The organism is Pseudomonas putida (assembly GCF_003228315.1).
In the GTDB taxonomy this organism is placed as follows: domain Bacteria; phylum Pseudomonadota; class Gammaproteobacteria; order Pseudomonadales; family Pseudomonadaceae; genus Aquipseudomonas; species Aquipseudomonas putida_S.
In genome coordinates this window covers 6,790,457-6,803,026 of the sequence record NZ_CP029693.1, presented here as the reverse complement: position 1 = coordinate 6,803,026, position 12,570 = coordinate 6,790,457, and the positions used below count along the sequence as shown (strand labels likewise).

Annotated in this window: 11 protein-coding genes; 6 read left to right on the top strand and 5 right to left on the bottom strand. The window is 61.4% G+C overall.

The features are described 5' to 3' along the window. Positions 1-10 precede the first annotated feature (10 nt). The 3 genes from DKY63_RS31830 to DKY63_RS31820 all read right to left on the bottom strand — a co-directional run bounded on the left by DKY63_RS31830 (position 11) and on the right by DKY63_RS31820 (position 4,233). Positions 11-2,395, bottom strand: a complete 2,385-nt coding sequence (locus DKY63_RS31830) for an efflux RND transporter permease subunit (protein WP_110967770.1) — start codon at positions 2,393-2,395, stop codon at positions 11-13. Next, positions 2,392-3,507 (bottom strand): WD40/YVTN/BNR-like repeat-containing protein, encoded by a 1,116-nt coding sequence (locus DKY63_RS31825; RefSeq protein WP_162634950.1) that lies wholly within the window; start codon positions 3,505-3,507, stop codon positions 2,392-2,394. The genes DKY63_RS31830 and DKY63_RS31825 overlap by 4 nt, the downstream gene beginning before the upstream one ends. Before the next feature lie 90 nt (positions 3,508-3,597). Beyond that, positions 3,598-4,233, bottom strand: a complete 636-nt coding sequence (locus tag DKY63_RS31820) for a TetR/AcrR family transcriptional regulator (RefSeq protein ID WP_110967768.1) — start codon at positions 4,231-4,233, stop codon at positions 3,598-3,600. Positions 4,234-4,309: 76 nt separating this feature from the next. Between DKY63_RS31820 and DKY63_RS31815 the strand changes: the two genes are divergently transcribed. Beyond that, positions 4,310-5,347, top strand: a complete 1,038-nt coding sequence (locus DKY63_RS31815) for an AraC family transcriptional regulator (RefSeq protein ID WP_110967767.1) — start codon at positions 4,310-4,312, stop codon at positions 5,345-5,347. A 126-nt stretch (positions 5,348-5,473) separates the two neighbouring features. On the opposite strand, the gene DKY63_RS31810 is transcribed toward DKY63_RS31815, so the two are convergent. Continuing rightward, entirely contained in the window at positions 5,474-5,773 is a 300-nt protein-coding gene (locus tag DKY63_RS31810) for a DUF6124 family protein (RefSeq protein WP_110967766.1), read from the bottom strand. 761 nt (positions 5,774-6,534) lie between these two features. Here DKY63_RS31810 and DKY63_RS31805 point away from each other — a divergent pair. The 4 genes from DKY63_RS31805 to DKY63_RS31790 all read left to right on the top strand — a co-directional run bounded on the left by DKY63_RS31805 (position 6,535) and on the right by DKY63_RS31790 (position 10,717). Continuing rightward, positions 6,535-7,335 (top strand): DUF4123 domain-containing protein, encoded by an 801-nt coding sequence (locus DKY63_RS31805; protein WP_110967765.1) that lies wholly within the window; start codon positions 6,535-6,537, stop codon positions 7,333-7,335. After that, positions 7,332-7,862 (top strand): DUF3304 domain-containing protein, encoded by a 531-nt coding sequence (locus DKY63_RS31800; RefSeq protein ID WP_162634949.1) that lies wholly within the window; start codon positions 7,332-7,334, stop codon positions 7,860-7,862. The genes DKY63_RS31805 and DKY63_RS31800 overlap by 4 nt, the downstream gene beginning before the upstream one ends. 151 nt (positions 7,863-8,013) lie before the next feature. Then, complete coding sequence (locus tag DKY63_RS31795) at positions 8,014-10,158, top strand: T6SS phospholipase effector Tle1-like catalytic domain-containing protein (RefSeq protein WP_239499358.1); 2,145 nt, start codon at positions 8,014-8,016, stop codon at positions 10,156-10,158. 88 nt (positions 10,159-10,246) lie between these two features. Continuing rightward, entirely contained in the window at positions 10,247-10,717 is a 471-nt protein-coding gene (locus tag DKY63_RS31790; RefSeq protein ID WP_239499357.1) for a DUF3304 domain-containing protein, read from the top strand. A gap of 292 nt (positions 10,718-11,009) precedes the next feature. Here the strand turns inward: DKY63_RS31790 and DKY63_RS31785 are convergent, their stop codons facing one another. Then, on the bottom strand, positions 11,010-11,849 hold the full coding sequence (locus DKY63_RS31785) for an alpha/beta fold hydrolase (RefSeq protein WP_110967763.1): 840 nt from the start codon (positions 11,847-11,849) through the stop codon (positions 11,010-11,012). Positions 11,850-11,952: 103 nt separating this feature from the next. On the opposite strand from DKY63_RS31785, the gene DKY63_RS31780 reads away from it, so the two are divergent. Then, on the top strand, positions 11,953-12,570 hold the full coding sequence (locus DKY63_RS31780; RefSeq protein WP_239499356.1) for a GntR family transcriptional regulator: 618 nt from the start codon (positions 11,953-11,955) through the stop codon (positions 12,568-12,570).

Genomic DNA, 12,570 nt, shown 5'->3' with positions numbered 1-12,570 from the left:
GATGCCGGGCTCACGAAACGATTGTCAGGTTCTGCTTGCCTGGTGCCCTGACCCTGCGATTCAAAACACTGACTCTGGAAAGCAAGGCCACCAGTGCCGGCAGCAACAACAGGGCGCCGAGCATGTTCCACAGGAACAGCAGCGTCAGCAGCAAGCCCATGTCCGCCTGGAAACGGATGCTGGAGAACACCCAGGTGGCCACGCCCAGGGCCAGGGTGAAGCCGGTGAAGGCCACGGCGGTACCGGTGCTGCGCAGGGTTTCGAAGTAGGCCTGCTCCAGCGACAGACCGCGCTTGAGAAAGCCGTCCAGCCGGCTGTACAGGTAGATGCCGTAGTCCACGCCAATGCCCACGCCCAGGGCGATTACCGGCAAGGTGGCAACCTTCACGCCCATGCCCATGCGCGCCATCAGCGCCTCGCACAACATCGCCGACAGGTACAGCGGTACCACCAGGCTGATGGTCACTTTCAACGAGCGGAACTCCCACCAGACCATCAGCCCGACGATCCCCAGCACCAGCGCGAGCATGCGGTGGTTGGCCACTTCGATGACCTGATTGGTCGCCGCCTCCACACCGGCATTGCCGCCGGCGATCAGCAGACTGTGCTCGGGCAATTGGTATTCGGCCGTGAAGGCATCGATGGCTTTGACCAGCCCGGCCAGGGTCGTGGCCTTGTGATCGGCGAGGAACACGCTGATCGGCACGCTGCTGCAATCGGAACTGGCGAACTCACTGGAAACACTGGAGCGCGCGGCATTCATCACGAAACGATCACGGGACAGCTCATCCCATTTCGGGTTGGCCTCGTTGCGCGCAAAGATCGCCTGACGCATGCGCTGATACAGCGAGTCGGTGCGGGTCACCCCCGGCACTTGTCGCAGGCGCTGCTCCAGCAGGCTGACCAGATCCGCCGCGGCAAAGCGTGCGCACTGCTCGGGCGGGGTGTTGAGCAGCACCACTAGGACATCGGTGCTGGTGGTGTAGTGCTCCAGCAGGTAGGCGTTGTCCTGGTTGTAGCGCGCGCCCGGACGAAACTCCGGTGCGCCCCGGTCGAGGTCACCGATTTGCAGGTCACGGGCCAGGTACATCGAGCCCCCCAGCAACGCACCACTGACCAGCACGCACAGCAGTGCCGGACGCGGCCGCACCACGCGACTGACCAGCCGCCACAGCGGACGTGGCGAGGCATCGCGCAGGCGCTGGCGGGCCAGGCCACGGGGGCTGACGCCGACATAGGACATCAACACCGGCAACAGCAGCATCTTGGTCAGCAAGGCCACCGCCACGCCGAGGCTGGCCGACAGTGCCAGCTGCCGGATCACACCGATATCGATGATCAGCAAGGTGGCGAAGCCAATGCCATCGGCGATCAGCGCCATGGAGCCGGGTATGAACAGGATGCTGAAGTTCTTGCGCGCCGCCTCCAGACGCGTTGCGCCGGTGGCCATTTCGCTGGCCATCAGGTTGATGTTCTGCACCGCGTGGCTGGTGGCAATCGAGAAGATCAGGAACGGCACCAGGATCGAATACGGATCGAGCCCCACGCCCAGCAGGCGCAGCAGGCCCAGTTGCCAGACCACGGTCAGCAGGCAGGTGGCGATCGTCACCAGGGTGCTGCGCCAGCACCGGCAATACAGGTAGATCAGCACGCTGATCAGCACCAGCGTGGCGCAGAACAACAGCAGGATCACCGCTGCCCCTCTGATCAGATCACCAATGATCTGCGCGAAACCGACCACGCGAATGTGACTGTCCGGCCCGTCGAAATGCTCGCGCACCTGAGCCTCGAGCGCTTGGGTAAAACGCGCATAGTCGAGGGGCTGGCCAGTCTGCGGATCGTTCTCCAACAGCGGCACCAGAATGATCGCCGAACGCTCGTCGTTGGCCACCAGCGAACCGATCAAGCCGGCACGGGCGACGTTGGTCCGCACCTGTTCGAGCGCGGCCGGGCTGCCATCGTAGCCGTCGGGAATGATCCGCCCGGCACGCAAGCCATCGCTGGTCACTTCCTGCCAGAACACGTTGGGCGTCCACAGCGATTTGAGGTTGCCCCGGTCGGCGCCCGGCAGGTAGAAGATCGCGTCGTTGACTTCGCGCAGGCGCTCCATGAAGCCCTTTTCGAAGACCGAGCCCTTGGGGTTTTCCACGATCACCCGCAGCAGGTTGCTCTGCGGCCGGAGCATGTCCTCAAAGCGCAGGTAATTGACGATGAAGGGATGATTGAGCGGGATCATCTTGCTGAAGCTGGCGTCCGGACGAATGTGCAGGGCCTGCCAGGTCAGCACGACGGTGGCGAGCAAAAAGGCCAGCAGCACCAGTGGACGACGCGAGAACAGGGCCCGCTCAAGGGTGTTGATCAGGCGGCGGTCATTCGGGTTGGCCGGCATGTTCATTGAAAGTGCTCCAGCAGTTCATTTCGTCCCAGGTTCGACAGCCCCTGGCGCCCGGCCAGTTCGAGGCTGCCATCGGCCAGTTGGGTGGCGGCCATCCAGCCCCGCTGTTGCGGGTCGCGCCAGAGGCGGAAATGCTCAAGGTCCTGGCTGTAGAGCAGGTTGCCGCCCTGGCCGACCAGCAGCACTCCGCCGTTGTCCAGGCGCGTGCCACCGAACAGGCTGGCCTTGGCTGGGATGGGCAGCGTCTGCCAGGTGACGCCGGCGTCCTGGGAACGCGCGACGAAACCGCCGAAGCCAACCACCAGCACATCGCCCGGTTTGGCCAGCGGAATCAGGCGGTACAGCGACCCATTGCCCAGTTGGCGCAGCGCATCCCAGTGCTGTCCGCCGTCGTCGGAGCGATACAGCCGCCCGCCTTCGCCGGCTACCAGCAGTACGCCGGGTGCGGTTTCCAGCACGCTGTTCAGGTGCAGGCGTTCGGGGTTGGGCAGGTTGTCGAGCAAGCGCCATTGCGCGCCGCCATCGTCGGTGGCCAGCATCACGCCGTAGGCCCCCACGGCCCACGCACGGCGGTCATCGTTAACCCAGAGGTCGAGCAACGGGCGCGCCGGCCCGGCGTCCTGACTGGCTTGCGCGTCGTCCGCATAGAACTGCGCGTCTTCCAGTTGCTGGCTCAGTTGGCTGTCACCGGGGGATGCATCGCTGGCGGCCTGGGCCTTTTCCAGCCGCTGCTGTGCAGCCGCCTGCAACATCGCGTTGATTCGGTTGCCATCGAGTACGCGCTGCCACGGCTTGCCCGGTGCCTGGCGCAGGACCAGGCCATCGTGGCCGGTCGCCCACAGAGCCTGACCCGGCTGACCACGGACCGCCGTCAACAACACGCTGGTCGGGCTGGGCAACGGGCTGAGGTTGCCCTTGCCGTCACCCTGCACCAGCAGACCATCGCGCCCGGCGGCGACGAAGCCTGCGGGCAGGCTTTGCACGTCATTGAATGACTGAAACTGGACATGGGATTGATCCGGAGCCGGTCGCTCCAGACGGTCGACGGGTGGCTGCGCGGCAAGCGCAACGCTGCTGGCCAGCAGCGTAAGGAACGCAAGGGACAGGTGCATGGGGGAACCTCTTGGCGGGCCCGACATTGGCCGCCTCATGCCCCCAGCATGGGGTTCTACTTCTGGATAAAACTGTCCCTGCCGTTCAACTCACTGTCCCTGGGAGTCAGCCGGCGGCATCAGCAAGTGACTCATGCCCTGCTGGTAAATGCTGCGCATCCAGCCCACCAGTTGATCGACATCGGCGTCGGGCTGGTGAATGACCATCCAGCGCAGCACGCCCATCACCTGGCCGCTGATGCTGCTGCAGATCACCTCCAGCGGAATCGCCGGGGTGAGGTTCATGTCGGCGCAGCGCCGGCGGTTGAACGCCAGCGAGGCTTCGTAGAAACGCGTGTAGAAACGCTCCAGCGGAATCGGCCCGGCGCCCCCGGTCAGCAACAGGCGAAACAGTTCCGTGCGCTCCCGGGCCCGAAGCAGCACGGCGTGCACCACGCGACCGCTGAACGGCGCATCCTGGGCGTGCCCTTGCCAATCGATACTGGCCTGCAACTCATCGAGGATGCGCTCCACCTCCCAGGCCAGCAGCGCGTCCATGTCGGTGAAATGGCTGTAGAACGTGGCCCGGGCAACCCCGGCACGCTCCAGTACCAGATTCACCGCCGGTGGGTAGGTATGACCTTCGCTAATCAGGTCGAACAAGGCATTGGCCATTTTCTGGCGGCTACGCAGGACTCTTGGATCGGGCATGGTGTTCGGTCGGCTGGTGATTGACGGGCTGATCATAGCTCGAATAGGATTCCATACAAAAGTACAGAAAGTCCTTCAACAATAAGAATTCATCAACCCTCAGGTGACCTCCATGACAATGCCCAGAGCATCCGCTCAGTGGTTTCAAGGCATGCTGCCAGCGCTCGCACAGCGCGGCGTGGACGTGGAGCACCTGCTTGCCCGCAGCGGCATCGACCCGCAGGTATTGAACGACAGCGAGGCGAGCATCGCGCACATCCAGATCGCGCACTTCTGGACCCAGGCCTGCGAGCTCACCGGCGATCCCCTGCTGGCCCTGCGCGCCAGCCAGGATTTCCGCCCCGGCTGCATGAGCCAGGTGGGTCACCTGATGCTCGCCGCGCCGACCCTGGCCGATGCCCTGACCCACCTCATGCGCTACCAGCAACTGCTCAGTGATGTCTCGGACTGCGACTTCAGCCCGCAGGCCGACGGCGCCACCCTGCGCCTGGATGTCACGCCACAGGTCTATGCCATTCCCCAGGCCATCACCGACATGACGATGGGCGCCACGATGGTGTTCTGCCGCTGGCTGCTGGGTGCAGGGTTCCGGCCCAAGCAAGTGTGCCTGCGCCGCCCGCCTCCCTCGCCTGCGGACCTGGCGCTGTACCGCAGCGTGTTCGACTGCCCGATACGCTTCGACAGTCCGAACAACTGCATGCAACTGTCCTCGCGCGACCTGCAAACGCCCCTGCCATTGGCCAACCCGCAGGTCTTCGAAGTACACCGCGAGCATCTGGAAGAGCGCCTGAAGCAGCGGCGCCAGCAGTCGATTGCCTTGCAAGTGGGCAATGTGTTGCAGCAACTGCTACCCGAGGGCGAACCGTCGCGCGAACGGGTTGCCGGCCTGCTCAACCTGAGCCCCAGCACCCTGCATCGCCGGCTGCTGGCCGAAGGGACCACGTACAAGACCTTGCTCGATCAGCGCCGGGCCGTGCTGGCCCGGGGGTACGTGATTCAAGGCACCCGGCCGTTGCTGGATATTGCCTTTCAGTTGGGCTTCTCTGATCCGAGCAACTTCTTCCGCTCGTTCAAGCGCTGGTATGGGGTATCGCCGGGGCGATATCGGAAACAGGCGGACAAGCCTGCGGCGCTGGCGTCCGGGCTCTAGAACGAAGGTCAAAAGATCGCAGCCTGCGGCAGCTCCTACAGGACCGATGTTCGGCGCAATTTCGCGGGTGAACACCATCCCCTGTAGGAGCTGTCGAGTGCAACGAGGCTGCGATCTTTTGCTTCTCTATCCTGCCGACTCAACCCGATCCAGTGCCCGACTCACCGCCAACTCACCCAGCATGATGACCTGCGCGATACCCAGCAGCGTGTTGCGACTCGTCCCCTCCGTGCGGTCTGCCAGATCCAGGGTCATGACATTGGCCGACGCCAACGACTCGCAGGCGTGGGCCAGCAGGGTTTGGGTGTCGAGGTCGGGGTTGACGATGAAGGTGGTGTCGAGTGTGCGGGGGGTGGCGTTGATGTCGGCGGCTGAGGGGATGCGGTCAGGATCGTTTTCCGGGGGATTGGGCGTTGGTTTGAACATAGTTGGAACTCCTCATACTGTGAAAAAGGAGCCATCACTTTCGCTACCAAACGAAGGGTGGTGGCCATACGCAGGTTGGTAGACCGGGTATGAGGAAACCGGCGCGTCCTAAAACGCCCTGTGCATGACCACCGTAAAGCAGAGACAAAAAAGCGCTGCGAAATGATGATGCCGTGCACCTCATACACTCCGGGCTACCAAACCCGATCGCTGTTGTTTTCAGCGACCAACCAACGATAAAACCCGGCCCCAAGGCGCACAAGCCGGCGGATTCTGGCGTAACCGTAGGCAACGACGCAAGAAACTGTGGCTTACATCAAGTAACCTGACGGACTTTTAAACACCGATTAAAACCCACGCCAAAATGCTCCGAATGGAGAGCGAAACACCCTCGATTCATCACCCTTCAATCACTCCCGTAAAAAATCCCACAGCCCGATATCCCAATTCACGGAAGTGTCCTACACGCTTAACCGAATCATCCTATTTCATCCTTTGTCGCCCTCGAGAAAGCTGTCCAGCGCTTGAACGGGGATGGAAATGAAGCCTCCCCGAATGCCACAGGGAGGATTGAACTTGCACAACGCACTGCCCGCCATCGCCGATCGCAGCCGCCACCACTGGTGGGGCCGCGACATTGAAAACTCTCCTCGATGTTCCTGCCCGTCATGGCGCAGGACGCCTGCTTGCCTCCTACGGCGAAGTCCGGAAATGAACCTCATGCCTGAATTTTCGAACGGCATGCCCAGGGGGACACGAGCATGACCACTGTCGATAACGGTCTCTGGATCGAACTGCTGGAAGCGTCTTGTGCCCAGTCCACCAATTCCTGCCTGGACATCATCATCGACCAGACCGGCAGCGAAATGCCGCTGCTCGGCAGTGTGCTCAGTGTCGAACCCGCCCTGCCCTGGCACTCGTTGTTCAGCGACTTGCCGGAGGCCGGTGCCGAGGATCTGGCGCCGTTGCTGGTGCGGGTTGATCTGTCGATACCGCTGCAACGGCAATGGCTCATTGGCCTGATGCAGGCGCTGAACCGGGACTCGCGATTGTTGGTGTTGGCCTCCAACTGGCCGTTTCCGGCATTGGCCGAATACCTCGGTCGATGCCTGGAAGCCTGTAACGGCGGGCAGTCGGGGTTGCTGCGCTATTACGACCCGCGTCTTTTTCCGTTGATGTTCAGTCATGTGCTTGAACCCCAACAGCAACGACTGCTGCTGCGTCCGGCGGTGTTCTGGAGCTGGCTGGATCGCGATGGTCGTCCCCAGCGGCTGGTGGGTACCTGTGACGAGCCGGTGTGGCCGGAAGAACGGCGGCCCATTGTGCTGAGTGACAGTCAGCTGGAAACGTTTAGGTGTGTCAGCGATGCCACTGGGGCGATGAAGAAACTTGGCAAGGCAATACCGCCGCAGTTGAGTGCCGAGCAGCGCTTTCAAACGTGCTTTGCGGCAATGCTCGAAGCCACCGAGGACGGTTTGTTTAACAAGCCCGAACGTGAAGCCCGCTGCCTTGAGCGGTTACGCAACGCGTGCATGACGCCAAACAGCGAGATCAGGAAATGAACCCGATGCCCAATTCCAATAACCGGCGTAATTGCATCGCTATGGTCGGCATGCTGGTTGGCGTGGCGCTAATGCAATGCGCTCAGGCTGGCACGCTTGAAGCCATTAACCACACCCATTGGGCAATCAACCGCTTCAGCGTTGATGGGCGGTCGGGGCTCGACATTATTGGACCGTATCAAGGTGGCGGGGGCGGGTGTTGCTACAGCGCGCCATCGCGCTGGAAATCGGGGATGACGGTTCGGGTTGATTGGGAGACTGGCGCCGGTAGTTCAGAAGGATTTCCCGGTACTGGAGATTGGCCCAAGTTCTTGGAATGGGAGAAAGAGATAAAGGCACAGAAGCGCCAACACACCAAAGTAGTCCCCATCCCAGATTACACCGGCCAAAAAACCTGCGGACTCACTGTGCATTTCCTGCCCTGTGACGAGCTAAAGGTCACGACCTCCTGTTATGCCTTCGGCAGCTCCGAATATCCGATCAACACTCCTCTGCACTTGCCGGAGCCTCAGTCATGTCCAAAATGAAACACGCCCCCGTCTGCTATCCGCCAGCGTTTCCTCAGGAGGGGCGCTTGCCCGCGAGGACTATCAGGTCTACCAAAATCTTGATCGACAGCGCCAGCAGGAGAGCGACTATCATGACGCTCTGTGTCAGGCAGCCGGGCGCCGGGTGCTGATGCCCTGCTGCAAATCCCTGCACATCAGCCTGTTCTTCGACGGCACCGGCAACAACCTCAATAACGATCTGTACGAATCCACTACGCCGCACCCGACCAACATTGCCCGCCTGTTTCGCGCCACCATCGGCGACGGTCACGCCGGCGGAACCCACCACGGCAGCAGCAAGGCCCGGCGCCTGACCGATGCCGCGGGTACCGGTTTGGGTCAGTACTTCAAGTACTACATGCCGGGTGTCGGCACGCCTTTCGCCGAAGTCGGCGATCTGGATTACACCATCCTGGGGCTGGCCCATGCCTGGTATGGCGAGGAGCGGATCAACTGGGGCCTGCTGATGATCATCGATGCCCTGCGCCGTACGATGGACCTGCCACGGCTGGACGACGCCAGCCTGCTGGCTTCGGTCAAGGCCATGGGTACGGTGCCGGGCTTCGAGTGGAAGACGGGGCAGACCAACCGTCGCGCCGAGATTTACAAGCAGCTCAAGATCATTGAAAAACCCTTGCAGTTCGCCTTGAGCCAACCGCAGCCCGGCATGTGCAAGCTGTTGGGGGTCAAGCTGTTTGTCTATGGCTTTTCCCGTGGCGCGGCGGCGGCGCGGGCCTTTGTCAGTTGGTTGAATGAGCTGATGCGTTATACGCCAGCGCTGAAACTGGGCGATCTGGAGCTGCCCGTCAGCGTGGAATATCTGGGGTTGCTGGATACCGTGGCTTCGGTGGGTTTCGCCGATATCGTGCCCGGAGCGGACGGGCATATGAGCTGGGCCGATGGTAATCAGCAGTTACCTGGTGGTGGACTGGTCAAGCGCTGTTTGCACCTTGTGGCCAGTCATGAACAGCGGTTGTGTTTTCCACTGGAATCGATTCGGCGTGAGAGCGGTGAGTATCCGATCAACAGTGAGGAAGTGATCTATCCGGGTGTGCATTCCGATCTGGGTGGCGGGTATCCGCCGGGGGATCAGGGCAAGGCGGTGGGAGAAAGTGATCACCTGCTGTTGTCGCAGATTGCCTTAAATGACTTGTATGCCGACGCCTTTGAGCATGGCGCACCACTGAAAGTGCCGAAAAATGCCCTGCCTATCGAGATGCGTCATGAACTCTGGCGGGCGTTAGAGCCTGAGTTGGTACTCGAGTGCATTGCGGCCCCTAATCTAATCCATCGCTTCAACGCCTGGCGCGTAATAACTCTAGGCCTGCCACCCGTTGCCGAACCACTGCTCCCCGAGCAAACCGAACACTACCAATCCCTACCATCCACCACCACGCTGGAACAGGCCGTCCGCGAACAACTCGGCTGGATCACCGCCTGGCGCATCGACCGCTATGCCTTTGCCAGCCTGAGAAAAACCCCTTTCTACCTCGACGCAAGCGATACCCACGCTAATTCCGAGGCGCGAGCCATCGCCAAGGCCGAGCGCAAAAAAGAACAGGCAGACATTGAAAAAAAACGTCTCCAACAACGCGCCCGCGAACGCGATGGCCGCACTCCGAAAAGCCCGCTGGAACCCGGCCTCCCGGATTTCGACCCGGACATCGCCAGAACCCAACTGCGCGAGGCGGCCGAAGAGTTCCGTGCGCACTACCACGACCCCGACCACCTGGCCTCCAGTCTGAGCCGAGTCTTACCGGCCAATGCCCCGCCTGCCGCCGTCCTGCGCATCATCAGTGCCGATGCCCATGTCGAAAGCCGGCAGATGAAGGCCGCAGGCAAAGCCCGGGTCAACGAGTTGTTTCCACGTGCGGAACATGAACGCAATCGCTGGGACGAAAACAGCCGTGGCAATGTCGACGAGAGCCGCAACGCCCATCAACCGGCCGGACTGCTGCGGGCGTTGTTCGATGAACAAGTCCACGACTCCCGCGCCTGGTTCCTTTACTCGTTCGGGCGCGAACCGCTGGGCAGCTATTTTCGCGAACGCATGGTGTTCTTCGGTGAAGCCAGCCGCCGGGAGTTGGCCCTCAATCCGGAAATCCAGACGGCCATGCTGGCCAGCGGAACTCCCTTGCCAGTCTATTCACCGGCTGCGACAGCACGACCGCCCGTCATGAATGCCCAACGCCTGGCTGAGGTGCATAAAGCCATCGATGCCATCTGGGACGACTTTTACGCCACGGTCGGCGAGGTGAACGATGGGCAGGTTTGATTCGGTTACTCGACACTCGGCAAAAGGAACAAAATCCATGCCCCATCGCCATGCGTGTCGCCTACGGATTAGGGCGCTTGCGGGATTAATGGCGACCGTGCTCCTGCAAACCGCCGAGGCCGGCTCTCTGGAAGCCATCAACCACACCCACTGGGCCATCAATCGCTTCAGTGTTGAGGGGCGCTCGGGGATCGACATTATTGGTGCTTACCAAGGTGGAGGGGGCGGTTGCTGCTACGTCGCCCCTTCACGCTGGCAACCGGGGATGACGGTGCGCATAGACTGGGAAACTGGTGTAGCTGGGTCCAAAGGCTTCCCCGGTTTCGCTGATGAGGCGAAGTACGATGCGTGGCTCGACAAAATGGAGGCTCAAAAACGCCAACACACCAAAATAGCCCCCATCCCCGACTACACCGGCCAAAAAACCTGCGGCCTCACCGTGCACTTCCTGCCCTGCGACGAGCTTCAGGTCACCACCTCCTGCTACGCCTACGGCAGCCCCGAATACCCGATCAAGACCCCGCTGCATCTGCCGGAGCCGCCGTCATGTCCGAAGTGAAACCTGTCAGTACCTGTGCCGGGGATTTCTGCTTTCTGGTCAGGTACGCCTTCTGAGTCTGAACCTGAGATGAAAATGCCCGCATCGCGAGATACGGGCATTTTTGGGGATAGCAAACAAAGAGCAAGATCAAAAGATCGCAGCCTGCGGCAGCTCCTACAGGGGCTGGTGTTCACCCGCGCAATGGCGTCGAACATCGGACCTGTAGGAGCTGCCGCAGGCTGCGATCTTTTCAGGGCCGGCACAGTCCCGAAGTAAAACGCCGTCGAACAAACCTCGACGACGCCCCGCCTCAACGCCCCAACTGCAACAAAAAGTCCTGCACGTACGGCACCACCGATATCCCCGCATGGGCCGTATTCGGCACGATGTCCTGCTGCACCCGTATGTCATGCGCCTCAAGGTTGCGCGCCAGCGTCGTGTTGCGCTCCACCCGCGTGCGCCCGGCATCGTTGATGCCTTCCATGTATTGCACAGAACCCGGTGCGTAGTGGATCTCCCAGGTCTCAAGATCCGCCGCGCCGACCAGCAGTTGCACATCGACCTGTCGCAAGGCATCGAGGTTCAGGCGTTTGCCGAAGATGGCCTCGATGCCCCCGGTGCCCACCCACCAGTCACGGCCTTCATCGATCAGGGTCACCGAGCCGGGTGCGCCGATGGAGACGGACCGCAGGCGTTCGGGGTGCAGGTAATAGAAGCGGTTGGCGAAGTGTCCCCCGCCCGAATAACCGAACAAGGAAAACTTTTCGAACGTGGTGTTCAACGCCGCCGCGACTTCGTCGACCATCGCCAGCAGCACTTCGTCATAACGAATGTCGCCTTCCTTGAGGTATTTGAAGCCGTGGGGGTTGCCATCGCCCAGCGGGCCGACCGGAAACAGCGGCGCGAGGATGATGTAGCGGTTGAAACGGCCGAACTCGGCAAACGCGCCCCGATACTCGACCATGGTCCGTCCGGTACCATGCACCGTCACCAGCAGCTGGTGCCCTTCGGGGGCCTGATCGAAGGTCTGTGGCACATAAAGGCAGTAGGAAAAACGCGGATCCTTGCGGCAGGAAAAAATGGTTGTGCTGCCACGGTAGTACATCTGACGATGGCGTACTTCGGGTGTGTCTTGAGGGTTGCTCAACATTGTGAAACCTCGTTGATAACTGTGCCATTATTGGTAACTTCAGCGGGTGAGGGTCATGCACGTTCGACGCCTCACCACGACCGGGATTTGTGGAAGTTCACTCTTGAATAAAAAAACTGATCGCAGCCAATTGGTCTTGCTGATTTCCAACGACATCAATGCCGGTGTGCTGCCGACCGGCAGCTGGCTCAAGCAAATCGATCTTGAACACCGCTACGGTTGCACCCGGCTGGACATCCGCCGGGCGCTGGACCAACTGGTCCTCAAAAGCATGGTCGAGCACATCCCCAACCGCGGTTACTACGTCCACACGCCGGACCCGACCCAGGTGTCCGATACCCGGGAAGTGCGCATCGCCCTGGAATGCGCAGCCGTCGACCAGATGGTCGTCACCGAGGAACGCCTGCAAGCCCTGGATGTCATCGCCCAGCGTTTCGGCCGTCTGGTGAACGAAGGCACGATGCAGGAGTGCTACAGCGCCAACCTGGAGTTCCACCGAGCGATCTACGACATGTGCACCAACCGGGTCATGATCGAATTCATCGAGGAAATTCGCAGCCGTCCACCCTCCTCTCCCGGCGGTACCTGGCGCACCCACTTGCGCGCCGAGCAGTCCAGCCGCGAACACTTCCAGATCGTCGACGCCCTGCGCAGTGGTGACCGCGACCTGCTCAAGCGCTTGATCGCGGCGCACATCCGCCAGGTTCCGCTGGAGCAATGA

Bases quoted from the DNA above. Each gene is read 5' to 3' on its own strand.
- DKY63_RS31820 (WP_110967768.1), bottom strand. From the start codon at position 4,233: ATGATCAGCCCGTCAATCACCAGCCGACCGAACACCATGCCCGATCCA.
- DKY63_RS31810 (WP_110967766.1), bottom strand. From the start codon at position 5,773: ATGTTCAAACCAACGCCCAATCCCCCGGAAAACGATCCTGACCGCATC.
- DKY63_RS31830 (WP_110967770.1), bottom strand. From the start codon at position 2,395: ATGAACATGCCGGCCAACCCGAATGACCGCCGCCTGATCAACACCCTT.
- DKY63_RS31795 (WP_239499358.1), top strand. From the start codon at position 8,014: ATGCCCTGCTGCAAATCCCTGCACATCAGCCTGTTCTTCGACGGCACC.
- DKY63_RS31800 (WP_162634949.1), top strand. From the start codon at position 7,332: ATGAACCCGATGCCCAATTCCAATAACCGGCGTAATTGCATCGCTATG.
- DKY63_RS31815 (WP_110967767.1), top strand. From the start codon at position 4,310: ATGACAATGCCCAGAGCATCCGCTCAGTGGTTTCAAGGCATGCTGCCA.
- DKY63_RS31790 (WP_239499357.1), top strand. From the start codon at position 10,247: ATGGCGACCGTGCTCCTGCAAACCGCCGAGGCCGGCTCTCTGGAAGCC.
- DKY63_RS31785 (WP_110967763.1), bottom strand. From the start codon at position 11,849: ATGTTGAGCAACCCTCAAGACACACCCGAAGTACGCCATCGTCAGATG.
- DKY63_RS31825 (WP_162634950.1), bottom strand. From the start codon at position 3,507: ATGCACCTGTCCCTTGCGTTCCTTACGCTGCTGGCCAGCAGCGTTGCG.
- DKY63_RS31805 (WP_110967765.1), top strand. From the start codon at position 6,535: ATGACCACTGTCGATAACGGTCTCTGGATCGAACTGCTGGAAGCGTCT.